The sequence below is a fragment of the Paenibacillus sp. Aloe-11 genome, assembly GCF_000245715.1.
In the GTDB taxonomy this organism is placed as follows: Bacteria; Bacillota; Bacilli; order Paenibacillales; family Paenibacillaceae; genus Paenibacillus; species Paenibacillus kribbensis.
On sequence record NZ_JH601056.1, the window covers coordinates 660,775 to 686,073 of the forward strand.

Consider the following 25,299-nt stretch of genomic DNA (forward strand, 5'->3'; position numbering starts at 1 on the left):
ATCCTCTATGAAATCTATCGTATCCAAACGCTGGCTGCTGGCCCGATTGTATGAGCCGGACATTATCATTGCCGACTGCCGTTCTCTGCTCGGACAAGCCGGGGCAGGGCGGACTCAATTTAATGAAGACCATATTCCAGGGGCGATTCATTTCGATCTGGAAGAAGACCTCACAGCCCCTCTGGGTGAGCATGGCGGTCGCCATCCATTACCTGATGTGGATACACTTGCCGCACGTCTGAGTCGTGCCGGAATCAACGCAGCTTCACGCATCATCGCTTATGATGACCAAGGCGGTATGATGGCCTCCCGCTTCTGGTGGCTGCTGCGCTATCTCGGGCATGAACAGGTATATGTGCTGGAAGAAGGCTACAGCGCTTGGAAGGAAGCGAAGTTCCCCGTTACGGCAGACCAGCCGATTCGCATTCCCTCGACCTTTGTAGCGAATGTTCAATCTCAGCTTGCAACGGATATACAGGAGGTTCGTGAGATTTCGTCGCAGCTTTCGCAAACAGGGCTCAATGGTAAAAGTTCCGAGAGTCCTCTGCTTCTTATCGACTCCAGAGAGCCGCGCCGTTATGCGGGACTGGAAGAACCTATAGATACAGCAGCAGGACATATCCCCGGTGCAGTGAATTTCTTTTGGAAAGAAGTATTAGACGAAAAAGGCAGCTTTAAAAATGCAGAACAATTGCAAGAGCACTTTGCCGACCTTGACCCAAATGCAGAAATTATCGTGTATTGCGGTTCCGGCGTATCCGCCTGTCCCAATGTACTGGCCTTGAATGAAGCTGGATTTAGTAAGGTGCGTTTATATCCGGGAAGCTGGAGCGACTGGATCAGTTACGAGGAAAATCCGGTGGCGACCGGGGAGGAATAAAAAGTTTTCAACGGATATACAGGTTCTAAAGACAAATACACTGTCCTAGGCGATTAGGCTTACGGCAGTATATTTGCTTTGTTCAAAAGTCAACAAAAATCAACTTGAATAGAGTGAAAATAGTTTCTTGAGAGTTGAGGGAATATAGAAATAAATGAAGCGGATGGGTACAGCTCGGACAGGCTAAAGCGATCAAAGCAATCTTCTACAGAACTCCAAAGCTGACTTTTTCTACGCTCTGACAATTGGTCTGCTGCATAATATACTATACGTTCACCTCATCCCATCTATAAATGACATAGCCCAATTGACATATAACTAGTAATAAATAAGTTACGTTTATAAAAATAGATATATTTTTATTTTTTTCTTGTGTTCATTTAAATTTATTTCTCCGTTCGCTTCTCTTTTCTTTATTTTCTCAATCCAACTCATTATTCTTGAAAATTCTGTCACACCCAATACTCCCCATAGCAATGTAAAGATTAATAATAAGGCATTTATTAGAGATAATAATATACCCATCCCTACATCCATTGTTCTTATTGCTTTAAAACAAATGTGCTCCACTAGTGTCAGGCTGAATAATCCCAAGCCTATAATACTTAGTATCGGTTTATCCTTCATCCTCATTTTTTATTCCCTTCGGTCAATTTAAGGTAACGTTTGCGAATATACGAAGTTGGGGAAGCCAATTTTGGGAAGCGAAGTACAACGAGCTTTCCGTATAGTCGCTGTTGTACGCCTCGAGGCTAGGCAATGCCGAGAGTGCAACGTGGCTCGGAGCAAAGCGGAGAGAGTTCAAAAAATATTTACCGATCATTTAATCCCTTTCCATTGAGAATGTCCTGCATACATTTTTCAACCCTTGACTCCCGAGTTTTGGATTGTTTGGGGTGCAGAAAAATACATAATGTATGCTCTTTGCCGTCCCGGCGTCAATGCATCAAAAGCAGTTTTCAAGGCAGAATTTTCATCTAATTTAGCTTGAAATTCTTCAGGAATAATGAGTTCTGTACTCTTTTTAAAATCCACTTTCAAACCGACTTTTTCCACTTCCACGGCTTCAACAATATAGGCTTTCAAGATGGTTTCCATCTCAACTATTTCTCGAACATTGGTGAACCGAATCTGGCGCCCCGCCTGCGTATCCTCCCCAGGTTTGACTAGAATACCATTGCGTATAACGTTTCTGTATTCACAAACCCGAGAACCTTAAGCCCCAACGAGGCGGCCGTGATGCGGTTAGGATCACAGGATTGTCTGCCTAGGTTCATTCATTGAAAATTCCTCGGGCAGACCAAGAAGCCGCCAAACCCCGCAGCGTGAATAAGATGTTATGTGATATCGACGACTTCCTGAGTTACTTTCATAATAATTCTCTTGCAACTTCAGTTATTATTGGATCTGATGTTGAAACAATATCAATTATATGATTCGAACAAGATATTCCATAATGCTTATATGGTCCTGGATAATCATCAGTTGCTATTGTGCTTATTTTGATAAAATCCAAATACCTAGACTTACTATAAACTCTAAAAATCTTACCATCAAATTGTTCATAATCGTCCCAAACTGTATAGCTTTCGTTTCTTACTGAATATCCGATATACCATTCAAAATCCATTTGAATTTGTGGCAATGTTACATCAATATCAATTGAGTAGGACTCATTAATTTCGATATTTCCAATTGTCATTGTCTCTGCAACTCTATTTGTCTTACTCCTACTAAAAAGTAATCGTAGATGGTTATCTTTTGTCTCGAATATCTTATCTAAATATATGTCTTTAAGATTGTATAGGTCTGAATACCTCAATATCTTCACTTCCCATATTGTTTTATTATAATTGCATTGGTTCAGCTAACGTTTCTGAATTCATGAACCTCGTTAGAGGTTGTATGTTGAAATTCCTCCTCGAAATCTACCTCGCAGACCCAGACTCCAGAGGATCCGTAGCTTGAATATTCTGTTAGACGATGTTAATCAACTTCGGACGGATACACTATAAAATGTTTTTTACCTGATTCTTTCTTTAATTTTTTAATCAATAATTCTTCATCACTAAATATTTTAAATTCCTGGGGGACATCATTTCTTTGAAGTCTATTATTCTTGACACCAACTAATGGCATAGAAATTTTCGTAAAGTATTGCATTAAAAACCCCAAAGCAAAGTCCTTTTGTAATTCAAACATATCATGATCAAAGCCGCCCTTACTGTTTTTATGGCCCTCAATATCAAGATACAAATATCGTTTCTGATTTGGACTCTGCTTCTGAGCATTTTGTAGTAATTTTACTATTATGTTAGCCGAAGTATCAAAGTCCTCATGCTCATAAACAACATGATATATCGCTACCCCGCTGTTTTTTAACATATTTATGTTTTGATGATCTTCCATTATTGGTTCCAAGATATTAATTTCTCCATCAGCTCTTCTTTCCATGAGTTCAAACCAATGGTCTCTCATCTCTCTTATTTGTTTACGTTTATTCGGATTCCCTCCAAAAAGATCGTGACATGAAGCACATAATGGAGCAGCGTTCTCAATAGTATCATTTCCGCCCTCCGCTTGTGGAATTATGTGATGTATTTCAACAAATGATTTATGACATATAACACATCTAAAACATGCTTTTCTTTTTGCTTCTAATTTAATCTTCTCTGAAAAAGCCACTGAAATCTTCTCCTATCGATTAATTTCGCTTAATGTTTTTGTACATGAACCCTAAAGGGGTTGTCTGCTGAAATACCTCTCCGAAATCCACCTGGCAGACCAAGGCTCAAAAGGAGCCGCCGCTTAAATATTATGTTATCTGATGTCGAAATCTTCTCTAAGATACATAAACAATTCAATTAGTTTAATCCTAATAGAAGTTCTCTAAGAGCTTTACTATATTCACCTCTAAAATCAGCATATTTTTTTGCCTTCAATAGTTCGGGAATCTGACAATCTTCAATTAATATCGGGACAACCTTTACCATTCCAGTTTCGATCTCATCCCAATATTTAGAGTACCATTCTTCTTGAACCCACCTTGATTCTACAGAGCTTTTTGATAGAATTACCAAAACATATTCACTTTCTTTCAGAGCAATACTTATACTTCTCGGAATTGACTCACCATCTTTAATACGCCATTCATCTAACCAAGGATTATGTCCTGCTGCGGCTAAATCAGTTGCTATTAATCTAGCCATGATTTTATCCTTAGAAGAATGTGAGATGAAAACCTTTCTTACATTGCTATTTGATAATAACCTCGTTTTAAAATATCTATCCGAAAATAATGATTCAATAAAAATAAATTCCGTTAGCAAATCTGTTTTAGTTTTCTCATCCTTTACTTTTACTTTTGAATATTTTATATCAAATAATATCTGTTCAATTTCACCTTGTCTTCTTAATAAGTCTTCTGTTGTAACTTCCCTCAAATTTTTCATTGGGATCTCGTATTCATTAGCGTAGAGGGGATTACCTACACACACATATCCAATATGCTTGCCTGAATCTCTAAAATCGTCATCATCTAAATAACCAACCCGGCCTTTGAATTTCCCAGCTTTAATAAAAACTGATGAACCGTAATATAGCATTAATAAGTCCTCTCCTTTTCTATCTTCACCACGATTTCAAATAACGTTTCTGTATTCACGAACCTGAAAAAGGGTTAAGCCACACAAGCGAAGGGTGGCTCCGCCACTTAGCCTTACAGGGTTGTCTGGCCTGATTTCGCTTCTCGAAATGCCTCAGGCAGACCAAGGACAGTCAGGCCAGCAGTGAGAATACTTACTTTGTTATCTGCCGTCAAGTCCATCCTTGTATTCCCTTGCACTTTCTTTGTTTTTTACGCTTCTGTAAGGAAAAAACTTATTTTGCTTCATTTTATACTCATTTAGTTCAATTATTAAAGAATCTTTGAAATATACTATACTAGCCCCATCCCATTCATATTCTTGAGCATCATATAAACACTTGAATCTCCATTCAACAAACGCTGCTTCACTTGCTTCATCAAATCCTATTTCTTTGATTTCCCAGCAATCAACCTTATTATCACTGTTATTCCATTGAGTGAACCAGTTTACTAATTCATTTTTTCCTTCCATGACTGCACCGGTACATTCCCTTATTATAGCTGCATCATGTATAACCTTATTAAATATTTCAGTGTCTTTCTTAATCCATGATTCGAAGTATTCACCAATTATTCTAAATGCTTGATTTCGATTCAAAGAAAGCCCTCCCCTGAATTGCTAGGTTACATTCATTACCTTGATTGTAGATAACGTTTCTATATCTATGACAGAACCCGACCTTAGATAGCTCTTATCTTAGGTCGGGTCCTGTGTTGTCTGAATATGCTTTTGTGCGTGACACCTGATAACCAAGGGGTCAATGCCCCACAGCATAGATGCATTGCTATATGATTTCGACGGCATCTTCGATTTTACTAACTTTATTCTTTCTCCAAAAGTCATACACGTAATTCTAATGTTTTCAAGTCGATAATAAAATTTTGTTGTTTCAGAATATCCAATCCGAGTAGCCCTTTATGATCTTTAGGCAGTATGCCTACATCTATTTCTATATTTTCAAAGCTACTTGTACCTATTTCAATCCTGTCGATAATCTTTGTGTAGAATGGAATGCTTCCGCCGATCCCATATGCTTCATATATTGAATCCCCTGTTTCGTAGGTCACACCGATTTTCTCTAAAATATCAGGACTAATTATAGTATGTGAAGATCCTGTATCTATAATTACATCATCTATTCTCAAAACTCTTCCTCTGAATGTTACAGTAAGTGACGTCGTAATTAATTTTCCGTCATAGTTAATTTTCATCACTATTACGTCTCACTCTCATTAATGGATCCCTACGAAGATGAATCACAAAATCTTGATTTGAAGTATGGTACACTAAATTTCCAGGCTTTGCTTGAAAAAACTCTTTATTAGCATCTTCTTCTGATATTGTGCGAATCGGTGCAACTTCATCTACTATTTTTTTGTTGCCTTCCTCACGATAATTAAGTATGGAAACCAGAACAAATTGGTCAGGAAACAATTCTCTTACTTCTTGCCATTTCATTCGTTTTACCTCCTACAATTTCGTCCTATTCCTTCTTTCTATCTCGATTTTATCATACTTATAGTCGAGCGTTCGCAATATATCTTTTTTATTTTGAACACCCTTTTTATTATCCACCGATTTCATATAACGTTTGGGTATTCATGAACCCCGGAGGGGGTGTCTGCCGAATGCCTCCTCGAAATCTTTCCAGTAGACCAAGGCTCCGTAAGGAGCCACTGCTTGAATATTATGTTATGCGATAATTGTGCCATCCCTGATTAAGCCACAAAAAATAAGTTTATAAAGTCTTTTCAAAAATGTATAAGTCACCTTCTTCTCTAACTTTAGTAAACCCACACTTTGAATAGAAGTGATGATTCTTGACACTCCAGCTAGGAGTATCCAGCCACCATTCAGTGCTGTCTGGAAATTTATTTTCAATTTTCTCCATTACCTTCGTTCCAATTCCTTGATTTTTAAAATTTGGATCAATAAAGATTCTTCCTAGATTATGCACTTGATTGCATTCTACAAATATCATAGCTCCCCCTATTATTTCTCCATTAAAGAGTACCTTGAAATATTCACAATTTTGCATCATCTCTTCTTGCCAACTTATGGAGTCATATCCTATTGACCCAACGGTTTCGTTATTATTAAAATGCTTTGATTCATCCTCAAAACTGGCCTTTTGTATTTCAGCAAGTTTTTGTGCATCATTTTTTCTAGCTTTTTCTAATGTCAGCACCAAACATACCTCCATTGTCTTTTTATTTTTTCCTTGCACAGGTTCGTCTAACGTTTCTTTATTCATGAACCCCAAAGGGGTTGCTGCTGAAATCTACCTCCGAAATCCCCCTGTAAGACCAGGGCTCCAACGGAGGCGCAGCTTGAATATGATGTTATACGCAGTTGCTTACTTCATTGAATTACTTTTAATCGTAATCAATTTCCATTTCCTCATATTCAATATTTTTTTGAACCTCTACAAATAACTCACATATCTCTTCAACAAGTAGAGACATGACTTTGGCTATGATCAATCTTTCATATGAAGGGTATATAGTTAATAAACAAGTCGTAATTTGAGTCAACGATACACATGTATTCTGACCTGGATCTGCTAATCCATAGTTTGATGCCCCAGCTAACATTACACTGCTTCCTTGCATTACCCCTAATGAAAACGAACTTGCTTTCGGCCCTAAATGAACATAATTACACGCGAGTTTGTAAAATGGTCTCAAGTAGTCAAGCTGAATTTTCTCTTCTACGCCTTTGAAGTTCCTTTCCTTCTTTGGGAGAACGTTCATAGTCCATCCGAATGGCTTTTCGTAGTCTGATCCATATCTAGTAACCAGGTTATTTTTCATTTCAGTTATTTCATCAATTTCTTCTTTAGATAATTCCTCATATCCCAATCTTGGTGCATGCCGGATGTACTCCAACATCTCATAGTATCTTTCAATATATTCATACTCTAAATACATTTTCGCCACTTCATTAGAATTTTGATTTATAAAAAAAGCGAGCACTGATAATTCGTGAAGAGTTCGCCACCTAGTCAATGCTCCATCAGCAAATCCTCCTCTCAATAAACTTAATATTTCATAAGAAATTTGACATGCTCGTGCGTGAATCTTCACAAGCACTTCAAAGACAATATTATTCTCCTCCCTAGCTTCTTCATAACAACTATTAAAGCATGCTTCCCCTCCCTCACTTGAAATAACTATTAAGGTTTCAAGCAAGTTAATTGGTTTTGACCATCTTCTTTGCAATCGTGCCTCAAACTCAGTTCTAAATAATCGATGTTCTTCCAACATCTCCATTGAATCAGCCTTTAGAGAACTTAACAATAATGTCGCAGTCTCAGGTAGAGTATTTTCAATTACTTTGCTAATTAATGATTCAAGCTCCTCTTCATCCAGGTCAAAATTTGGATTTTCTTGAAAAACCGCATGCAGTGATTTTAGAAGCCAATCTTGCTCCATAATTCTCAACCCTTTCGCTTTTAGCAATTGAGTATAACGTTCTCGTATTCGCGACGTCCATTTCCCTTAGATAGTTCCTATCTTAGGGGAATGGATGTATCTGCCTGACTCCTCTTCTTCGAAAGAACTTCTGGCAGATCAAGAGCCAACGGCCACAGCGCGAATATTATGTTATAGGATGTCAGCGCCTTCTTCGAAATACAAAATCATTTTTTAACTATCGTTTCCCGTAACATCCTTCTATGTCTGCTGAGGCGCTCCTGGTGGATAATAATTATTTAGTAACGTTACAGTCATGAAATACGTAGTAGGTTAGGATTTCTTGTACGTCCCCTTACAATTATTCACCACCACCTGTAATTCGCTCTTTACCATTGTTCAATGTATTTGATTCAAAACAAAGTATCTTACATAATTGTCCAATCATTCTCTTTGTGTCCAACATATCATGGAGATATCAAACAAGAGGAGTTGATATTTTGGTACGTATTCTTGATAAAGCTGCCGTACAACCGCGCCGTAGATTCAACTTAGCAAACTCATTTACTATCCGACGTTCACCAGCAAGATCTCTCCTTGCAACAATCACTTTACGGATTCCAGTCAATTCTCAACCTAATCGGGTAGATTTAGTAGCAACTGCGGGTGTTCGAGGTGTCACTGGCATTGCGCAAATACTCTTTAGAATCTTCCGCGATGGAAGAGAGATTTTCAACACCCAACAAGGTATCGAATCTGCTGGTTCTGAACAAAATTATGCAGTTACGTTCCAGGCGGAAGATAGAAATGTAAAAGCCGGTGCCCATGTTTACACAGTCACAGCAGAAAACCTTACTGCAAATACAAGAGCCGATGTTGTTGGACCTGTATCGTTTAGTGGATTAGCTGTTAAAACAAGAACCTAATACCATATTTTCAATTTTCATAACTTGAATGATATATCTGTAAAAACCTCAATTTTGAGGGAATAGTTCCTCGGGAAAATGGAAAAAGAGATAGAAAAGTAATAAGCAGCTCGTTCCTCGTCAGAGGATGGGCTGCTTTTGCTCATTTCCGAAATCCATCTGCAGACCAAGGCTCCAACGGAGAAGCAGCTTGAATATGATATTATATGATGGAAATGCTTCTTCGAGGTTGCTTACTAATCTGCTTTTCACTTCACTTATCTAATTTTTTCTTTGATTCATCTTTTCTCATGTGTTATCATAATCTTAAATAAAGACCAAGTGCGTCAACACTTGGTCAGTACAATTGGCTTGGATGGTTTATCCCTTCTTAAAGCTTTCGGAATAAAAACCCACCTTTGGCGGTCAACCTTGGGGTGGGTTTTTACTTTCTCTTGTTGTTATTGATGTAAGTTAAAAGTGCAAGAATGAATGTTCCGAATAACAGCATAAGAGTCATCGCATCTTTCACTTCCATGGTTTCACCTCCTTTCGAAGGGAAACCATACCCACCCAAGATTCAATTGTATCTATATTTTACCTGTATTTACATCTGCGCACAAGCGTTCTTATCTGCTTTCTTGTATTTTCTTTCTTTCATCTATGTGTGTTGCGTATAACGTTCCTGTATTCACGAACCCGAGAGCCTTAGGTAAGCGCAGCGAACGGGTCGAAGAATTAGGCTCGCAGGGTTGATTGCCTGAGTCCACTTCCTTGCTTCTTAACCTCGTGCAATCCCAAGGGCCGTATGGCCCTGCCTCGTGAATATTATGTTAGCTGGAGTATTGTGACTTCCCTGATTCTACTTTCAATTTATTATTTTCATTCATTTAATCTTGTCCATTGGTATAGTGATAGTATTTCTGCTCTTATCAATACCAGTAGCCAAATCTTTATTAATATCATAAATTAATAAATCGTAGGTCTCTTTGTCAGTTTCTATATGCATTTTTTTTACTGCTTGTCCATCCAAAAAGTTCGATATTTTGTTGCTTTCTGTAATTTGTCCAACCCAATAAATGTTTGCACACAACGAAATTACAAGAAAAGTAGAAGATATAAAAAAGTTAATTCTACGATAATTGCTTGTGCTAGCTCGGGCAGAAGAAAAAATATAAATCAATAAAAAAAAGTAAAAAACAAAATAGAGAAATAAATACAATTGGTATAAGTGGCTACCCATATATTCTTTACTCAATTGATAAATCCAAATTGAAATTGAATGAAAAAGCACTGAAGCTAGTATAATGAAGAACCCCGTTTTTAATTGATACTCGCCAAATTTGTTAATAAATTCAAGTAATAAGATTGCAAACCAAACGGATGGCAGTAAAAGTCCAAATGAAATAAATAGCCCCTTATAAAGATATACTTCAAAATTAAATGGATATATAGGGAATGCAATATCCGAAATTAATATAGTCCCGTTTATAGCACTAAAACTTCCTTGTGAACAAAGAAAGCCTATAATATAAATTATTACAGGGATAACAAAATAAATTTCTTTACACTTTAAAATGAAATTCAAAATATTATTATTATTTGTCATGTTTGTAATCCCCCCACAATATTTCAGCTAACGTTCCCGTATTCACGACGCTTGGCGTATGCCAAGTGTGTCCGGCTGCCTCTGCCTCCCCGAAATCCTTCTGCCGGACCGAGGGCGTATGTCCGATGCGTGAATATTATGTTATATGATTTACCCCCATCTTCGAATAGTCTAAATTCATTCTCCTGTATAGGTTGTAGAAAAAGTGATTTTTGTCCAGTTACTAAGTATTAGTTTTTGAAGTGTTGCTATAATTATGGCTAATCCAAATCTCTCGACTTCAAATAATTTATTAAAGTAGTGCCCGTGAGCTTCGTCAAAAAAATCAATACTAGGTATTGCAATTGGTAAACCTCCGTGGACAAACTTACTACGATATTCATAAAAATCATTCAATTTCTTCTTAAATTCTTTCTTTTCAACAATGTCCAAAAATATTGCAATTCTTTCTCTGAGTGAGTTCACAATACCTGAATGCGGAGTTTCATATAACGCCTCAATTGCATGCGCAATCCATATTAATCGAGAAGGATTCAATTTCTCCTCAGCGCAATAACTCATGATTGCAAACAATGCCTTCTCAATACTTGTAGCTGCAATATCCTTGCTCCATACACCGAGTTTATTGTACCATTCGAAAGTAATATTGAAAGGTATTGAACCCATTTGGGGCCATCCTCTGTAAAAACTCTCTGTCAGACTTTCTTCGAACGTATGCTTACTTAGTTTTAAATCTTCATTGTTTGGTGTTAATGTTGCTGCATAAAAATCTACAATGCCTGGACAAGATAAATTTGCGACCAAAAAAATGTGTTGCGATAAATTAAAAATCACTTGATCAACTTCTTTCTCATTGTTTTCTGTTGTTTCGACAATAAGCGAGAAAGAAGATTTACTTTTATGATTTACAACTTGATCCTCTAAAAATTCCTGCAGACTACTATACCCCTCTGCTTCTTCATAAAGTTGAAAAGCTTCATCTATGAACATAGCTTTGTCTACATGGTCTTTGATATCAATTATGGCAGTTTTCCAATCTATGGACACCTGATATCTTTGCCCATCGTAGAAGAAGTCTATATCTTTATGTGTCCAATTGTCTGGGGCTAAAGACGAGGAGTAAAGATCACGTAAATATTCCCTATAGTCGCTATCATGAATACCTAAATTGGCAATATTAATTTTATATAAGAACTGCATCTTGATCTCCTCCGGGAATTTATTGCGGTAATGTCATATAACGTTCCTGTATTCACGACGTCCGACGCAGTCGGATGTGTCCGGCTCTCGCCGGACCAAGGACGAATGTCCGCAGTGTGAATATTATGTTAGGTGAAGTTAATTACGTCCTTCACATTAAAAATCTCTACTAGGTTCAAAATTATAATAAGTTCCAAATCTATCGTAAATTCTATCTACCGCAACTTCAAAATCTTTAATGATGACTTTAAGTTTTTTGTCAGTAATACTTAAGTCCATTCCACCTTCGTGAACAAAAGCATTCCTTAATTCAATAATTTCTTCAATAGAATCGAAAAGAGGTATTTTTCTCTTTGAAATAGGTTTGTTTAACACAGTAAATATATCTAGTTTCTCATCCAGCTTTTTATAATTTTCAGCGATTATCCTAGGCCTCTGAAATGAAAACTTTTCAACTAAAGCTTCTTCAATTGACATTTTTCCAGCAAAGATATCTTTCAGATTATTTACTGAAAATCGTGCTTCTTTAAAAATCTTGTCTCTATTATCTGTATATTTCAACAGCACAATAAATGATGTCTTTAAATATTCTTCCCAAATTGCTACTAAGTAAGGTATTAATAAGTTATTCGAGAAGAACCTTGGATTCAATTCATCCATATACACAATACCTGTAGAATCTGGCCTTGCAATTTGACCTTGTAAATTTCTTGAATTCAAATATATCTTAGGTTTAATAAGAGCATTATTATAAGTCCATCTAGCAATAAATAATCCTGCTTCTAACTCAGTAGGAACTTCCTCATCCATTATAAAATAACGATTTTTCCCTTCGTCCGTCGAAAAGCTTCCTTTAAAATAATCTTTTATATATTTAATAGTTTTATTTTGATGTTCAAGATCCCAATAACTTCTCCCCGCTCTAGTTCTTGTGTCAACTGAAATAACGCCGTTTTCTCTATAAATATAAAGTTCGACTCCAACATACGATCTATAATTTTGATGCTGATACCAAAAATAACTTGCTAGTAGACCTTCAATTTTAACTTCGTTTCTCTGCTTTATGTAACCTAATAAATCTATTAAATTTATTAATTTATTATAGGATGCATCGTCTGGAAGGATACTTGTTGAAGTAAAACTCATTGTGCAATCATACTCCTTTGATTAGAAATAGAATTAAGTAATTAATTTCACCTAACGTTGTTGTATTCACGACCTCGGCGAATGCCGAGGTGTCCGGCTCCTGCCGGACCCAGGGCGTATGCCCGCAGCGTGAATATTATGTTAGATGACGTAATTATCTTTACTGCTTTAAATAACTTAGATACCAGATAGGTGGAACATTCATTTTTTCTAAATAACTATAAATATCTCTTTTATTAGACCAAGCATACCACCTATTTTGAACTATCAAATCTATGTTCTTTATAGCTGTATTTTGAATTTCCTCGTCCTTTGAGTCACTTAAGATCACAGATATATTAAATAAATCACCGGCGCTAGACTCGTTCACTGTACAATTCATAAATAAGCTTTTTAGAGCGATTTCAATTTTGTCTATTTTGAACTTTTTAGGATTACTTACATAGTGTTTGAAAATTGACCTCCATGTAATATGGTACTGATTTGGTTCATTAATACTTACGCAATTCAATTCGGGAAATTCCGCAACATTTGTCAAAAATTTTTCTAGCAATTTATCAGGCGGCATTAAATCTTTATCCACTTCTTCCCAATCCTTTTTCCAACATTCAATCCCTAAATAACAGCTAATCAATCTAGCTGTAAGAAAATTTAAGGAGTCTAATATTTCAAACGATTCATTAGACATGAAAAAAAATGGCGGTAAAGGCCAAGATAATTTTTCTTGGTATGTAAATCTACCATGAGCAATAGCATTTCTTGTTTTTATTACAGAGTCTATAAAATATTCAACAAAAGGATTCAACATATTGAATTTAGTTAGAACAAATTTAATTTTATGTGACAATGCCAAGTCTCTGCCAATCAAAACTTCAGTAAAGACTTTTTTCACTGAATTGACTTGTGACTCAAGTTGATTTTCATTGAAAAAGAAATGTTTTTTATAAAACTCTTCAACATACCCTTTTATATTTTCTTCTAGATCGATTCGTAAACCTTTTGAATAGATTTCACAAATTAATTCTATTATATGAAAATAACTGAGAATGGCTTCATCGTGGTAGAGATTTGCATCAACACTTTCATTTACTAAATAGTTAGCTTTTCTCCAACGGTCTAATAAAGATACTACAATCTCTTCATCAGATTCTAACTTCTCTAGCACAGATTTTAATTGTTGCGTATAATCTTCATTTTCAATAATTAATTTTAAAGGTTTCTCATAAATTGAATTATTCGGTATTATTGTATCTTCTCCTTTTATTTTATGATAAACCGTTAATGGGATTCCCACGAAAAAAGAAATAACTCCAAGTACTGTAAGTATGCTTGCTCTATTGTATCTGTTACTTTCATTTATCCCTTCGTGCTCTTCAATACTAGTAATGCAATTCAATTTGAACTCTCTTGCTTGAGAAGCACCATTGTCTGTATAAACGCTTGTAAGGTTATCAGTACTAAAAAAAGTCATATTTTTATATTTGAAAAAGATCTCTATATTTGTGAATTCATAAGCATATGTAATCTGGCTGAAAACTATTTTTTCCATATTTATTCTCCTTTATGTCATCTAACGTTTCTGTATTCATGAACCCCGAAGGGGTTGTCTGCTGAAATTCCTCCCCGAAATCCATCCACAGACCAAGGCTCCGAAGGAGGCGCAGCTTGAATATTATGTTATATGAAGTACATTTACTCCTTAGAGATATCTATCAACATCATTAATAAAGAGCTTTAAAATATCTCCCCTCTTATGTTCCTTATTCTTGTGACCAGTATCTTTCCTAATTGCAATTAATAATTGCTCCATCTGTAACATTGTCTTCATAGTATCTGGATTATCTTCATTTACAAACATGTTCCTATATTTTGACCACTGCAGTACAACATCATCAGAACCCCAAATTAACAGTTTTTGAGTAAAGCCACTCATAAACCTTAACATTTCATGCTCAGTCATAGGATTTCCTTCAAGTTTTTAATTCATTAAGAGTTTAAATAAGAATTCAACAAACTCCTCATAAATAGGTATTTTTTTACTTCTATGTTCTAATTCGATTGCTCTCTTCTTTTCATAATACTTTGCTACAACTACTGATAAAACTGACACTACAATTGTCGCGGATGCTGCAATAAGAGCTGCAGCAACTTCTTTCTGTAGTCCATTAAACACCGATATAAGCCAAGTAATAAAAAGCCAAAATAGATATGATAACAATGACAAAACCAATAAAGAAAATATCATCTGGATCTTATTTTTACTTGAATTGTTATTCATTTATTTCACCTCAACTAATAGAGTGTATTTCATATAACGTTTCTGTATTCATGAGCCCCGTCAGGGGTTGTCTACTGAAATCCCTCTCGAAATCCATCCCGTAGACCAAGGCTCCGAAGAAGCCGCTGCTTGAATATTATGTTATACACCGGATTCACTTCTTGAATCTGCCCTCACTATTGATGATCTCCAGGTAGATATTCAATCAAATCAGATAATTTACAGTTAAATGTATCGCAAAGCTTGAATAAAGTCTCCAGCTTTGTTGTTTCTAGATTCGTTTCCCTATATAGCTTATTAATTGAATTCCGACTCAATCCCGATTTCGCCATCAATTCTGTTATATCATCTATTCGATGTTCTGCCATGAGTTCCCTTATATTGCACTTGATTACGGTCATCTTTTCCCCTCCATAATTCTATCTTATCTCCCATATCAGTAATCATCAACGAAAAGCAAAGATTTAACTCTACAAAGTCAAATATTCACCTTGTAATTAACTCTATAAGGTTATATAATAACTCTATGAAGTTAATTAAAGGAGGAACAACATATGATTAATGCATTAGAATCATTGACAGAGCCACTTATAAGAATACGTTTAGAATTACTCTTTGCTGAGCTTCTGGAGTACCATACGGAGTACAATCAGCTTTCTTCGGAGACAGATCGATACTTTAGAACGCTTCGCGAAGCGTTACCCGATCAACTTCAACATACGGTTTTTCTGTACGAAGATGCTCAAATTTCTCTCCAATCCATCTTAGAAAGAAGCATCTACATACAAGGTTTCAAAGACGCTCTACAACTCTTTAGTGAATTGAAAAATTCTAACATCTAGAGGATCATATGATCCTCTTTCCTATTGCTTTTGATTCTGTCGTATAACGTTCCCGTATTCACGACGTCCGACATAGTCGGATGTGTCTGCTGAAATGCTTACCCGAAATCCATCCCGCAGACCAAGGCTCCGAAGGAGACGCAGCTTGAATATTATGTTATACGACGGAATCACTTCATCGATTAATCAGCATACATTCTTAATTCAAATCTGTAATTGATATGCTATGTGCTACAATAAACCTCTTGGCAGATAACCTAAGCCATACATATCACTTCTAATGACCTATATTCATTGGTGTTAAGTTTTGCCGTTGTGGCATACGAAGTATCCGTCATGTCGTTAATCTTTCTTTTTACCCAAGTGTCTAAATTGACCGTTAGCAGAAATGTAGAGATTATGCTTTGGAATTGAAGATGGTAAAACTCTTGTAACCACCTCTACTCTCTTACCTACCATTAACGAGTAATCTGTTTTCAATAAATCTAATAGCCTTTCAAAACCTTTTTGAAGATGTTGAGCTAGTTTATAGTTCCTCATTGCATCTTCTTTGTTTATATATTGGCTATAATTTACTTCGATTTTTTCTGATGGCCATTGAAACTCAGGATGTGACTCAAGTTGTTTCTTTCTGTAGTTTCTCCATTCCATCATTTTTGCGTCTGTGAAATGATGTTCATAATTTCTTCGCTTGTAAAGATCGTTCATAATTTCAAGATCTTTTTGTTCGTGTTCTACATAATTTATATGAAATTCCTCTGCTTTATCTGACATCACTTTTCTGATACGAAAATAGGAAGCTGAATTTTTCGATCTGTCCGCAAATAAATTCAATAAATAGTTTTGTGGTGAATATAACTTATCTTCGACTGCTTTATATTGTTTATAATCTATAGACTTGTTAGATTTAGTGACTTTCAATAATTCATCTAAATATCTTTTATGTCTATTCAAATGCTTAATAGACAACTCTAATACGAGGCTAGTGTACATAATCAAATCTTCTTTACTATCAAATCTAAACAATTTAGGATCTTCGCCCATAATTTCTCTCCTATTAATTACCGTATTTTTTGATTCTGTCGTATAACGTTCCCGCATTCACGACGTTCAAGCGGCTTAAGGACCGTAGGTCCGGGTGGCTCTGCCACTTAGCTGGTTGAATGTGTCCGGTGAATTTACTTCCCCGAAATGCCCCTTCCGGACCAAGGGTCGAGCTTGTCTCGGCCCGCAGCGTTGAATGCGATGTTAGGCGATGCTCTCGACTTCTTCGAAATACCTTCAATTTATATTGTTAATTATATAATTCAGTGCCTTCAAATGTGTTTTTGATAAACCGTTTTTGTTCTTTAGTTTTTCAATTATCTCACTCTCACTATGCATCGGTCTTTGAAGCTCACTTCTAGCGCTCACATAGTCTCTACTAATATAAAAATTACATGTTACAATACTTGCATTATTCGCTAGAACATAATCAATTATCTTTAACAATTTTTCAGGATTCCTTGTTATTGTTTTAAAAGAATCAGTAAAGAAGATTGGATAACCTTCGCTTATTGCTTTAAGTACATTTGACAAATAAGGGTCAATATTAGGATCCATACCACTCAAGACTACTGTATTCTCCTTAAAATATTGGTCAATTCTTAATAAATTATCAGATTTCTGTTTCGAATTCTTAACTATGCTTTTGTTAGTCTTGTCATCAATAATCGAATATTTCTTATTTTGAAAAACGATTTTTCCTAATTCTTTTATAATGCTCCATGCTAGTGGATATGAAGACATTAGCTTACCGTAAACATCATTATCAGTAATAACACTTTTTGAGACTGTACTAATATCAATACAACAGAAATACTTTATTGCATCAGAGGTAAACTTTCTGATATCTCGTTCAGGAATAATTGTCTCCTGCAGCCCCATTAACTTTGCGGCTTCATTAGTGCTCGCAAGATCCTCTATTAGACTATTTCTAATAGTCAATACAACAAGACATCGAATTTCTATGTCTTCAGGAGGCTGATAATAATGTGCTTCCTCAACACTCGTAACTAACAACGCTCTTCTATTATCACAATTATTCCAGTTATTAAATAAAGACAAGAGCCGGGTCTTTATATCAAGTCCTACTCTTTCAATGATGTCTTTATTCATTTCATATTGTTCAAATCGTGGGAACAATACATTCTGTAGATAGTTTTCAATAACTTCCATGTAACCCACTCTTTCAGTTAATATTTTCGGGAGTTTCGCCTAACGTTCCTGTATTCATGAACCCCGTCAGGGGTTGTCTGCTGAAATGCCTCTTCGAAATCCATCTCGCAGACCAAGGCTCCATAGGAGCCACAGCTTGAATATTATGTTATGCGAAGACCTTCGGCTACTTTAGAATAAGCTCCAAATACCATTTATTTAAATCTTCATTTGAACCTTTCTCTAGAAGTTCGATTAGCTCTTTATCCAGTAATATCTTATTAATGCATTCCCTAAGTATACTATCTAAGTTAACGGATATTTGTTTAAGTATGTCATCATTTCTAAAACTCTTTTTAATTTTATCTCCATGGACTGTAGAAGAACGAATAGTATATGCTTGTTTAATTGTCTTAAAGTACGTAAGTCTCTCATCAAAATCCTTTCCTAGAAATTTCCCCACTCTTTCTGCAATTTTATGAGTAATTTCCATATTATCTTCAGAGCAAAATATTGTTTCAATCATCGTACAATAAAGAGCAATTCTACTTGGTAAATATGATTGTGTTCTAGCCGATTGTAAAAAGTAAAAAAAACGTTCTATTCTTGTCGCTCTATTGTATAGGTAATTATGTGTCTCATCTTTTGTAAATTGCATGCCTTCATTTATAAAAAAACCACCAAATAATTCAGAAGTTTTCTCTATTTCTTCACGAGTGAATAACACATCTTCCCTTTCTCCAAGTGCATTGGAGAAAAAAGGGGTTCTCATATTAGATGAAACTGAATTCTGCTCGACACTATCTGCGGAAATATACAAATATCCATTCTCACAGTTTATACTGTTATCCTTTATTAACCAAAAAGCACTGCATAGAAATTGTGTGAATTTAAGATAATCATTTAAAGTTTCAATTCTTTTACTCTCACTCAAATTCTCTTTTAAATCACTAATAGCATATAAATAATGCCCATTAAGTAAATAATCAAACTCGAGTAAACCAACCATATCCTTAAAAATTGTATCGCTAAAATGGTCATCAATAATATTGTTACTATTAGATATCCTAATATTACCTTTAATAATAGGCCCTCGATTAAGTTTAGTTGTGGTATTAAAATGATACAATTTACTAATAAATTTCATCTTCATTAAAATCACCTTCTTTATATATTTTGTATGCTCTCGGAGGTTTTCGCATAACGTTCCTGTATTCACGACGCCCAGTGAATGCTGGGTGTGTCCGGCTGCTCCTGCCTCCCTGAAATTCTTCTGCCGGACCGAGGGCGAATGCCCGATGCGTGAATATAATGTTATAAGATGCCGGCTCTCCTTTGAAATTACTTTAACCTATCTTCCAGATTATTAGTGCAATCTTGTCCCATCCCTTTAATAAATCCCTTTCCATTCGCTAACACCTTTGCGTGCTTCAATGCATATGAAGCATATAACTCTGCAAATGGCATTAAATGCTGATCGATATAAGTTGAAAAGAAATCTTTGTGGATAACATCAATTACATAATGTTTACCTTTGTACATCCACTTCAATTCATCGTCATTTTCATGACGTAATACTCTGACCCAAGGCGTAAATACTAACTCGTTGTTGCCATCTTCATTAACATTAATCCCTAACATTGGACCATCAATAACTGCTATCCCCATAGTTAAATAACTACTGAAATAATGAGCTGTTTTCGGTGGAGTGCAAACTTGAGAATAGTGACTCATTGCCTTAATGACTGGCATTACAACAGAATTATATGTGTCACTTCCTGATAGTTCAAATTCTCTTCCCTTCCTTACACACTTGCTAAATACTTTTGATTTGTAGGGAGAATTGCATATAAAATCATGTTCAACAAGACCAAATAGTCTATTTATTGACAGTGACCAAGTGTCTCTTGTGTCGTTGGATTTTATTTGAATGCGATTATTGTTAAACAAACCAGTATATATAGGAAAGTTGTCAAGAAAAGGTTTATGTTTTGTTAGAAAAAAGACGTATGGTAATGATGATTGCTTACATTCTATCAATAAACTTATGTGAGGTCGCACTCTAGTATCTGGGAAATCCTCATAAGTATATAGTCTTTTTTCAGCCAATATATCTATATTCCTCATGCTTTTAGTATCTCTATCAACGAAACTCCATTCTTCTGTCAAATCAAAAGATTTTAGTTTTTCAGTAATTATTGTTTGTAATGGATACCCAGATGATTTAACTGCCTCTAAAATATCCTGCTCACTTATTCCTTGAGACAATGCATTCGTTAATGGGTTTTCAAATTTAGAAATCATGTTGAAACTCCTCTTTTTTTTGTTTTAATCGGTTTCTTATAACGTTCTTGTATTCACGACTCAGCTTATGCTGAGTGTTCGGCGAATGCCGGGCCAAGGACGAATGTCCGCAGCGTGAATATTATGTTATCAGAAGTTTTACTATTCCTTTGAATCATCAGATTCTTTTATATTTCTTTTCTTTTGATTAGAATCCATTCTTAAAATATTGGAAGAATTTTCAAAAGCGACAGAATCAATTAAAGTCTGTAAGTTCTTTTCAGCTTTCTTAACATCCACAATAGAATTATGATAAATTTTAAAGAAATTAGAACTTCCAGAAAGATCGTAAGTATTATTTTTCGAAATAAATTCGTCTAAGCTAGATATTATAGATTTCTTTTCATCTGACTTGATGTCAGCTTTATTAATTTTACTTTTTAGTTGTTCAATTTCAAAATTTTTATTTTTTATTTCAGCCTCATATTTTCCCTCCATATCTGCCCAACTTTTCTTTAAAATATTGATGAATGAAGCCATCTCATCTGCACTTCCTATAATACGGTTAAAAAGCAGTAAGTTTAGTGCAAGTACTTCAGGAACTTGTCCATGCGGATAACTTAACTGGTGGTCTATTTCACCATAACCTTCTTCAAAAATAGTCCTAACTTGTATCTCTGCCACCACACGCTTATTAGTTGGATTAAACTCTATTAAGTAATGGACTGAACGATAGCCATTGTTCCGAGCATCAATCGGAATATTGAGCTCGTCGAATCTTTTACTATCATCTCCCTCTCTTACATTCGCTGTCACCTCTAAAACATTCCAGTTTTCTAATATAAATTGATGAATCATCTCCCATTCTTGTTTGAAAATGTGAATTGCTCTTATTCCAATTAAATCAGTTATCTCATGTTCATAATTTTCCAATGTAAATTGAAAATCTTCTCCATGTTTCTCTTTTCTTTGCGGGGTTTTTCTGATTATTTTTGCGATCAAATGTTCCGGATCTTTTACTCTTGATCTAACAGTATGGATTTGATTATTTGCTCTCAACATATTTGCAATAAAATCTGCTTGCGTGGTCAAAGTATTTCTTCTTTCTACAAAATCAGAATAAATATTGTTAAGTACCTCCCAACTTATTTTATTTTCATCAAGTATTTTCTCATCAAAATGATATTCTTTCAAAAATTCTTCTTTTATTAATTTTCCCATCATTTTCTCTCCTCTGTTGTAAAATTTCTGATAACGTTCACGTATTCACGAACCCTCACCACCTTAAAGGAATTCCGGAGGCATAGATAGCTCTTATCTTAGCCCCCGGAGTTCCTGGCCGCGACGCGGTTAGGTGGTGCAGGGTTGTCGCCTGATTCCACTCCCCGAAATCCATCTCGGCGACCAAGAGACGGCGAATGCCGGATCGCAGCGTGAATTAAATGTTAACTGAATTAATGCCATCCCTGAATTGCATAATTATTTTCTATTCTTTTTCTGATCCTGATCATGCTTTCTTTTTAACTGTCTAAAGTACTTAATATAATCTGTTGATACTTTTATGTTGGCTACTTTTCGTATGGTATTTTCTGTTGCACTTATACCCGACACGTTTCTAATCAGGTATTTTGTTTCCTTAAGTTTCGTTCTAAATTCGTATAAACGTTTTGACCTCTGTTCATCGAAAAGAATCTCTTCAAACCCTACAAGTGTAATCATGCAATGAGCGATTATTTCTTCATTAACGTAAATAAAATTAGTGTCAAGATAATCTGAAATCTTGAATACAATTTCAGTCCATTGCTCAGTCACCACATCTTTTTCTAGCTCATGCTCAAGCGTATATGAAATCTTCTCTGCTTCTAGCATTAATTGATACAATTCTTCAAATATTTGAAGCCTCTTCAAAAAAACTTCTTTTGTGAATAATTCAATTCTACTCTTACATCAAAAAAACTCACTAATAAATACTCCTAATAATACACCTGATAATCCAAAAATAGCGGATGACATTAATGCACCTTCTTTACCTAGTACTTGCAGTAGTTTCAGTTAACGTTCCTGTATTCACGACCCAGCGCAGGCTGGGTGTCCGGCTCATGCTGGACCGAGGACGAATGTCCGATGAGTGAATATTATGTTATCTGAAGGACTATACTAATTTAAAATGTAATTCTCGTAAGTCATTAGCTATGGTCTTATATCTTTGATAATCTCCATTAATAAACTCATCGTAGATAAATCTAAAAAAAGTAGCATAGATAAATGCAAGTAAAACAATTGCCGAAATTATCACAAATATTGTAAAAACAGCAGTTAAATCATCAGTATATTTATTTAAAATATTTGTATAGGTGGCTGAAACAATGGGTAAAAGGATAGTCAAAAGAATTCCTCTCCCTACAAAGAACGGAACTTTCTGTTCTTCAGCTTGCTTTTCTACTAGCTTTATCAGTAAATCTATCTTTTTAGGATCTGTATCAATGCTTTCATTTCTCAAAAATGCTCTTAATCCCTCAATTCTAATTTGATAATAATTTTTCACTTTATTATCAAATTTAATTATCCGATCTCTTTCTAAAATCAAGTCTCTAAAAAGTATAACAATACAAATTATTAAAGAGACAAAAGATACGTTACTCCAATCAGATTTTATATTGTACTTTATTGCAATAATTAAGATAATGCTTAAAATTAGGGCAATAATAGATCTATTAAACCCTTGCCATTTTATTTTTTCATCATTATGTGTAACAAGCTTAAGTCCTTTTTATAAAGTTTTAGAAGTTTATCTGTCATTGTTTTCTCCCTTTAGTCTTTCAGATAACGTTTCTGTATTCATGAACCCTGTAGGGGTTGTCTGCTGAAATCCCTCCCCGAAATCCATCTCGCAGACCTAGGCTCCAACGGAGCCGCAGCTTGAATATTATGTTATGTGTAGTTATCACTCCATTGATTGACGTTCTAATTTACGCCTTCCAACCCATCTCTTTATACAATCTTCTAATCTGTTTTATAAAACTATCATCTTCTCTTCCCTTATTTATAATCTCTCCATCGGTGGTTACAGCCCATCTAAAAATTTGTTCAATGCTCCCGTAGCTACGTTTAAATCCTTTGGCCAACTTCAGTATGTTTTCTTTAGTTGGTGCAAATGATAATACTACTCTTAACTCTTCATCTGTCCAAGGTCTCCCCTTATTTTCTGTACTATACGCTTGTTTTTTCTCATATTCAAAAATCAATAATTTCGTTTTATGGATTACTTGGTCTGTTGTTAGTTCTTCAATTCCTTCATTAAGTAATTCAATTAATCTATCTTTATATTCTTTCTTTTTCATACATTGCCCCTCCATGATCTTTTCAATAATTGCACATAACGTCCTATTTACGAACTTCCGAAAAAATGCTCTCTTTGTCATATTCACGCACTTCGTGAATCCTGCACTTTTCTTCATATTCCCGCACTTTCTGCGTTTCAATCCTCCAGCCCTTTCCATCCGATCCAACGGACTTTGAATCCGCCCAATGTCCCGCCTGCTCACATGTGTATACCGCTCCGTCGTTCGCACACTCTGATGCCCCAGCAGTTCCTGAATATAGCGAAGATCGATCCCATTCTCCAGCAAATGGGTCGCAAAGGAATGCCTTAGCGAATGGATACTCACCTGTTTGCGAATGCCCGCTCAGCCAGCGCTTTTTCAAACACTTTCTACGCTGAACGTTCCGTCAGGTGGCGGCCTTCCCTCTACCCTGGAAACAGCCAGTCTTCCGGCTGCTTCGCCCCTATGTACTGCTCGACCACCGCAAAAGCCGCTTCGGAGAGCAGCGTTTGCCGATCCTTCCTGCCCTTTCCCTGACAGACTTTCAGCACTTTTCGTTCCCGGTCGCAGTCTTCGGGACGCAACCTCACCACTTCGCTTACCCGCAACCCGGATGTATACGTCAGGAACAGAATAGCCCGATGCTTCGAATTTTTCAATGCTTTCAATAGACGCATGACCTCATTCAGGGACAGCACATCCGGCAGTTTACTCTCCTTTTTCGGACGAACATAGATTGCGGATTTTGGCTGCTTTAGCACATGGCGAAAGTAAAATTCAGCGCGCTGATCGCTTGGTTCACATAAGCGTGCGAAAGGCCTTTTTCGAGCAGCACCAGCGCATATTTTTGCACCGCCGCATCATTTATACTTGCTTCGGTCCCTTGCAAATCGGCGAAAAAGCGTTCCGTTTGCGATATGTAAGCTTTAATCGTCTTGCTGCTGTAACCCCTTGCCACCAATGCATCGCGCAATTGTTTCCGTCGATCCGGATTCCATTACCTCGTTCCGAAGAAGAGAGAACCGCATTGACCTGCGCACCCCACCGATCCAGCCATTCCCGGATGTACGGCAGCTCTTTATTCAAGCGCTCGTCGCACTCGAACTCGCAGCTCCGATACGCTTCCAACAGGCTTTCTATAGCCGCGATGCTGTACGGAATCGTCCAGATTTTTTCGTCCGGAACCCATCTCCTCCCCAGTATGGACCGAATCCCTTCTCGCTCCTCGACTCCGTATCGCTCCAACCGTACGCCGATCGTTTTTTATTCTGATAAAGTATGGTTAATCCTATCTCGCTTGCCTCCTTAGTATATCAACCGTTCAAAAAATTGGAAATCCAATTTTGCACAAAAAAATTAGTTACAATGCCAATGTATTTTTGGGATCTGACCATCGCTATGGTTCTGGTAAGCCAGCTACCTGCTCGATTTAAGATGAGATAGTCCGGCATTTTCAAAAAACTTATAATCGACAGCAACCTACTGTAACGATAGCAACTGTAGAAGAACAAAGAAAATCCGGTAGTTAACGGGGAGAAGTAAAGACAAAAAGCCCGCGCTGGACGCGGGCTTTGCTG

31 protein-coding genes and 2 pseudogenes are annotated in these 25,299 nt (G+C 36.2%); 3 read left to right on the forward strand and 30 right to left on the reverse strand.

All coding sequences use genetic code 11. The features are described from left to right. Positions 1–7: 7 nt before the first annotated feature. Positions 8–880 carry a sulfurtransferase gene (locus tag WG8_RS16515; RefSeq protein ID WP_007431373.1) on the forward strand — a complete coding sequence of 291 codons (873 nt, stop codon included), beginning with the start codon at positions 8–10 and terminating at the stop codon, positions 878–880. Positions 881–1,219: 339 nt separating this feature from the next. Here WG8_RS16515 and WG8_RS16520 read toward each other — a convergent pair whose 3' ends face one another. The 10 genes and pseudogenes from WG8_RS16520 to WG8_RS16565 form a co-directional block, all read right to left on the reverse strand. Beyond that, a complete protein-coding gene (locus tag WG8_RS16520; protein ID WP_157136335.1) occupies positions 1,220–1,507 on the reverse strand; it encodes a hypothetical protein in 288 nt (95 codons plus the stop codon). Between the two features lie 185 nt (positions 1,508–1,692). Continuing rightward, positions 1,693–2,059 (reverse strand): annotated as a pseudogene (locus tag WG8_RS16525) (YdeI/OmpD-associated family protein); the annotation flags it as partial. 190 nt (positions 2,060–2,249) lie between these two features. Next, positions 2,250–2,582: a hypothetical protein gene (locus WG8_RS16530; RefSeq protein WP_232289113.1), complete on the reverse strand. Its 333-nt coding sequence runs from the start codon at positions 2,580–2,582 to the stop codon at positions 2,250–2,252. A gap of 284 nt (positions 2,583–2,866) precedes the next feature. Beyond that, on the reverse strand, positions 2,867–3,565 hold the full coding sequence (locus WG8_RS16535) for an HNH endonuclease (RefSeq protein WP_043891123.1): 699 nt from the start codon (positions 3,563–3,565) through the stop codon (positions 2,867–2,869). Positions 3,566–3,744: 179 nt separating this feature from the next. After that, complete coding sequence (locus WG8_RS16540; RefSeq protein ID WP_043891124.1) at positions 3,745–4,485, reverse strand: toll/interleukin-1 receptor domain-containing protein; 741 nt, start codon at positions 4,483–4,485, stop codon at positions 3,745–3,747. Between the two features lie 201 nt (positions 4,486–4,686). Continuing rightward, positions 4,687–5,124, reverse strand: coding sequence for a nuclear transport factor 2 family protein (locus WG8_RS16545; RefSeq protein WP_043891125.1), 438 nt, complete (start codon positions 5,122–5,124; stop codon positions 4,687–4,689). A 242-nt stretch (positions 5,125–5,366) separates the two neighbouring features. After that, positions 5,367–5,738 carry a retropepsin-like aspartic protease gene (locus tag WG8_RS16550; protein WP_007431377.1) on the reverse strand — a complete coding sequence of 124 codons (372 nt, stop codon included), beginning with the start codon at positions 5,736–5,738 and terminating at the stop codon, positions 5,367–5,369. Then, positions 5,728–5,985, reverse strand: coding sequence for a hypothetical protein (locus WG8_RS16555; protein ID WP_007431378.1), 258 nt, complete (start codon positions 5,983–5,985; stop codon positions 5,728–5,730). The genes WG8_RS16550 and WG8_RS16555 overlap by 11 nt, the downstream gene beginning before the upstream one ends. Positions 5,986–6,265: 280 nt before the next feature. Next, positions 6,266–6,715, reverse strand: a complete 450-nt coding sequence (locus WG8_RS16560) for a GNAT family N-acetyltransferase (protein WP_043891188.1) — start codon at positions 6,713–6,715, stop codon at positions 6,266–6,268. A gap of 187 nt (positions 6,716–6,902) precedes the next feature. Continuing rightward, a complete protein-coding gene (locus WG8_RS16565; RefSeq protein WP_052310869.1) occupies positions 6,903–7,961 on the reverse strand; it encodes a DUF5677 domain-containing protein in 1,059 nt (352 codons plus the stop codon). 479 nt (positions 7,962–8,440) lie between these two features. Between WG8_RS16565 and WG8_RS16570 the strand changes: the two genes are divergently transcribed. Beyond that, the gene (locus tag WG8_RS16570) at positions 8,441–8,866 is read left to right on the forward strand and encodes a hypothetical protein (protein WP_007431379.1); all 426 of its coding nucleotides are present in this window, start codon (positions 8,441–8,443) and stop codon (positions 8,864–8,866) included. Between the two features lie 424 nt (positions 8,867–9,290). Here WG8_RS16570 and comI read toward each other — a convergent pair whose 3' ends face one another. The 8 genes from comI to WG8_RS16605 all read right to left on the reverse strand — a co-directional run bounded on the left by comI (position 9,291) and on the right by WG8_RS16605 (position 15,479). Next, complete coding sequence (comI, locus tag WG8_RS27450) at positions 9,291–9,383, reverse strand: competence inhibitor ComI (RefSeq protein WP_007431380.1); 93 nt, start codon at positions 9,381–9,383, stop codon at positions 9,291–9,293. A 348-nt stretch (positions 9,384–9,731) separates the two neighbouring features. Beyond that, entirely contained in the window at positions 9,732–10,454 is a 723-nt protein-coding gene (locus WG8_RS16575; RefSeq protein WP_043891126.1) for a hypothetical protein, read from the reverse strand. Positions 10,455–10,631: 177 nt separating this feature from the next. Further along, positions 10,632–11,654 carry a HEPN domain-containing protein gene (locus WG8_RS16580; RefSeq protein WP_043891127.1) on the reverse strand — a complete coding sequence of 341 codons (1,023 nt, stop codon included), beginning with the start codon at positions 11,652–11,654 and terminating at the stop codon, positions 10,632–10,634. 156 nt (positions 11,655–11,810) lie between these two features. Further along, the gene (locus WG8_RS16585; RefSeq protein WP_043891128.1) at positions 11,811–12,800 is read right to left on the reverse strand and encodes a HEPN domain-containing protein; all 990 of its coding nucleotides are present in this window, start codon (positions 12,798–12,800) and stop codon (positions 11,811–11,813) included. A gap of 160 nt (positions 12,801–12,960) precedes the next feature. Continuing rightward, positions 12,961–14,349: a hypothetical protein gene (locus tag WG8_RS16590; RefSeq protein ID WP_043891129.1), complete on the reverse strand. Its 1,389-nt coding sequence runs from the start codon at positions 14,347–14,349 to the stop codon at positions 12,961–12,963. 150 nt (positions 14,350–14,499) lie between these two features. Then, positions 14,500–14,760 (reverse strand): hypothetical protein, encoded by a 261-nt coding sequence (locus tag WG8_RS16595; protein WP_043891130.1) that lies wholly within the window; start codon positions 14,758–14,760, stop codon positions 14,500–14,502. A gap of 18 nt (positions 14,761–14,778) precedes the next feature. After that, entirely contained in the window at positions 14,779–15,078 is a 300-nt protein-coding gene (locus WG8_RS16600) for a hypothetical protein (protein WP_043891131.1), read from the reverse strand. Positions 15,079–15,254: 176 nt separating this feature from the next. Beyond that, a complete protein-coding gene (locus tag WG8_RS16605) occupies positions 15,255–15,479 on the reverse strand; it encodes a helix-turn-helix domain-containing protein (protein ID WP_043891132.1) in 225 nt (74 codons plus the stop codon). A 153-nt stretch (positions 15,480–15,632) separates the two neighbouring features. Here WG8_RS16605 and WG8_RS16610 point away from each other — a divergent pair, with 153 nt between their 5' ends. Next, positions 15,633–15,920 carry a DUF6809 family protein gene (locus WG8_RS16610; RefSeq protein ID WP_007431381.1) on the forward strand — a complete coding sequence of 96 codons (288 nt, stop codon included), beginning with the start codon at positions 15,633–15,635 and terminating at the stop codon, positions 15,918–15,920. A gap of 342 nt (positions 15,921–16,262) precedes the next feature. Here WG8_RS16610 and WG8_RS16615 read toward each other — a convergent pair whose 3' ends face one another. The 12 genes and pseudogenes from WG8_RS16615 to WG8_RS28640 form a co-directional block, all read right to left on the reverse strand. Continuing rightward, entirely contained in the window at positions 16,263–16,964 is a 702-nt protein-coding gene (locus WG8_RS16615) for a hypothetical protein (RefSeq protein WP_043891133.1), read from the reverse strand. 237 nt (positions 16,965–17,201) lie between these two features. Continuing rightward, positions 17,202–18,137: a hypothetical protein gene (locus tag WG8_RS16620; RefSeq protein ID WP_043891134.1), complete on the reverse strand. Its 936-nt coding sequence runs from the start codon at positions 18,135–18,137 to the stop codon at positions 17,202–17,204. Between the two features lie 166 nt (positions 18,138–18,303). Next, entirely contained in the window at positions 18,304–19,269 is a 966-nt protein-coding gene (locus tag WG8_RS16625) for a HEPN domain-containing protein (protein ID WP_043891135.1), read from the reverse strand. Positions 19,270–19,457: 188 nt separating this feature from the next. Continuing rightward, the gene (locus WG8_RS16630) at positions 19,458–20,420 is read right to left on the reverse strand and encodes a hypothetical protein (RefSeq protein ID WP_043891136.1); all 963 of its coding nucleotides are present in this window, start codon (positions 20,418–20,420) and stop codon (positions 19,458–19,460) included. 141 nt (positions 20,421–20,561) lie between these two features. After that, positions 20,562–21,623: a RelA/SpoT domain-containing protein gene (locus WG8_RS16635; protein ID WP_083837589.1), complete on the reverse strand. Its 1,062-nt coding sequence runs from the start codon at positions 21,621–21,623 to the stop codon at positions 20,562–20,564. A gap of 255 nt (positions 21,624–21,878) precedes the next feature. After that, a complete protein-coding gene (locus WG8_RS16640; RefSeq protein ID WP_043891137.1) occupies positions 21,879–22,307 on the reverse strand; it encodes a hypothetical protein in 429 nt (142 codons plus the stop codon). A 244-nt stretch (positions 22,308–22,551) separates the two neighbouring features. Further along, entirely contained in the window at positions 22,552–22,986 is a 435-nt protein-coding gene (locus tag WG8_RS16645; RefSeq protein ID WP_043891138.1) for a hypothetical protein, read from the reverse strand. A gap of 382 nt (positions 22,987–23,368) precedes the next feature. Further along, positions 23,369–23,740 carry a hypothetical protein gene (locus WG8_RS27455; RefSeq protein ID WP_043891191.1) on the reverse strand — a complete coding sequence of 124 codons (372 nt, stop codon included), beginning with the start codon at positions 23,738–23,740 and terminating at the stop codon, positions 23,369–23,371. A gap of 258 nt (positions 23,741–23,998) precedes the next feature. Beyond that, positions 23,999–24,067: pseudogene (locus WG8_RS29345) on the reverse strand (tyrosine-type recombinase/integrase); the annotation flags it as partial. A gap of 80 nt (positions 24,068–24,147) precedes the next feature. After that, positions 24,148–24,390 (reverse strand): tyrosine-type recombinase/integrase, encoded by a 243-nt coding sequence (locus WG8_RS29350; RefSeq protein ID WP_269744430.1) that lies wholly within the window; start codon positions 24,388–24,390, stop codon positions 24,148–24,150. 86 nt (positions 24,391–24,476) lie between these two features. Further along, entirely contained in the window at positions 24,477–24,680 is a 204-nt protein-coding gene (locus WG8_RS16660; RefSeq protein ID WP_232289122.1) for a phage integrase N-terminal SAM-like domain-containing protein, read from the reverse strand. Next, on the reverse strand, positions 24,587–24,967 hold the full coding sequence (locus tag WG8_RS28640) for a hypothetical protein (protein WP_232289123.1): 381 nt from the start codon (positions 24,965–24,967) through the stop codon (positions 24,587–24,589). Before WG8_RS28640 ends, WG8_RS16660 begins: the two co-directional genes overlap by 94 nt. Positions 24,968–25,299 lie beyond the last annotated feature (332 nt).

What these genes read in the sequence shown, in the direction of transcription:
- WG8_RS16515 (WP_007431373.1), top strand. Translation starts at nt 8, where the DNA reads ATGAAATCTATCGTATCCAAACGCTGGCTGCTGGCCCGATTGTATGAG.
- WG8_RS16520 (WP_157136335.1), bottom strand. Translation starts at nt 1,507, where the DNA reads ATGAAGGATAAACCGATACTAAGTATTATAGGCTTGGGATTATTCAGC.
- WG8_RS16530 (WP_232289113.1), bottom strand. Translation starts at nt 2,582, where the DNA reads ATGACAATTGGAAATATCGAAATTAATGAGTCCTACTCAATTGATATT.
- WG8_RS16540 (WP_043891124.1), bottom strand. Translation starts at nt 4,485, where the DNA reads ATGCTATATTACGGTTCATCAGTTTTTATTAAAGCTGGGAAATTCAAA.
- WG8_RS16550 (WP_007431377.1), bottom strand. Translation starts at nt 5,738, where the DNA reads ATGAAAATTAACTATGACGGAAAATTAATTACGACGTCACTTACTGTA.
- WG8_RS16555 (WP_007431378.1), bottom strand. Translation starts at nt 5,985, where the DNA reads ATGAAATGGCAAGAAGTAAGAGAATTGTTTCCTGACCAATTTGTTCTG.
- WG8_RS16565 (WP_052310869.1), bottom strand. Translation starts at nt 7,961, where the DNA reads ATGGAGCAAGATTGGCTTCTAAAATCACTGCATGCGGTTTTTCAAGAA.
- comI (WP_007431380.1), bottom strand. Translation starts at nt 9,383, where the DNA reads ATGGAAGTGAAAGATGCGATGACTCTTATGCTGTTATTCGGAACATTC.
- WG8_RS16575 (WP_043891126.1), bottom strand. Translation starts at nt 10,454, where the DNA reads ATGACAAATAATAATAATATTTTGAATTTCATTTTAAAGTGTAAAGAA.
- WG8_RS16580 (WP_043891127.1), bottom strand. Translation starts at nt 11,654, where the DNA reads ATGCAGTTCTTATATAAAATTAATATTGCCAATTTAGGTATTCATGAT.
- WG8_RS16585 (WP_043891128.1), bottom strand. Translation starts at nt 12,800, where the DNA reads ATGAGTTTTACTTCAACAAGTATCCTTCCAGACGATGCATCCTATAAT.
- WG8_RS16590 (WP_043891129.1), bottom strand. Translation starts at nt 14,349, where the DNA reads ATGGAAAAAATAGTTTTCAGCCAGATTACATATGCTTATGAATTCACA.
- WG8_RS16595 (WP_043891130.1), bottom strand. Translation starts at nt 14,760, where the DNA reads ATGACTGAGCATGAAATGTTAAGGTTTATGAGTGGCTTTACTCAAAAA.
- WG8_RS16600 (WP_043891131.1), bottom strand. Translation starts at nt 15,078, where the DNA reads ATGAATAACAATTCAAGTAAAAATAAGATCCAGATGATATTTTCTTTA.
- WG8_RS16605 (WP_043891132.1), bottom strand. Translation starts at nt 15,479, where the DNA reads ATGACCGTAATCAAGTGCAATATAAGGGAACTCATGGCAGAACATCGA.
- WG8_RS16610 (WP_007431381.1), top strand. Translation starts at nt 15,633, where the DNA reads ATGATTAATGCATTAGAATCATTGACAGAGCCACTTATAAGAATACGT.
- WG8_RS16615 (WP_043891133.1), bottom strand. Translation starts at nt 16,964, where the DNA reads ATGGGCGAAGATCCTAAATTGTTTAGATTTGATAGTAAAGAAGATTTG.
- WG8_RS16620 (WP_043891134.1), bottom strand. Translation starts at nt 18,137, where the DNA reads ATGGAAGTTATTGAAAACTATCTACAGAATGTATTGTTCCCACGATTT.
- WG8_RS16625 (WP_043891135.1), bottom strand. Translation starts at nt 19,269, where the DNA reads ATGAAGATGAAATTTATTAGTAAATTGTATCATTTTAATACCACAACT.
- WG8_RS16630 (WP_043891136.1), bottom strand. Translation starts at nt 20,420, where the DNA reads ATGATTTCTAAATTTGAAAACCCATTAACGAATGCATTGTCTCAAGGA.
- WG8_RS16635 (WP_083837589.1), bottom strand. Translation starts at nt 21,623, where the DNA reads ATGATGGGAAAATTAATAAAAGAAGAATTTTTGAAAGAATATCATTTT.
- WG8_RS27455 (WP_043891191.1), bottom strand. Translation starts at nt 23,740, where the DNA reads ATGAAAAAGAAAGAATATAAAGATAGATTAATTGAATTACTTAATGAA.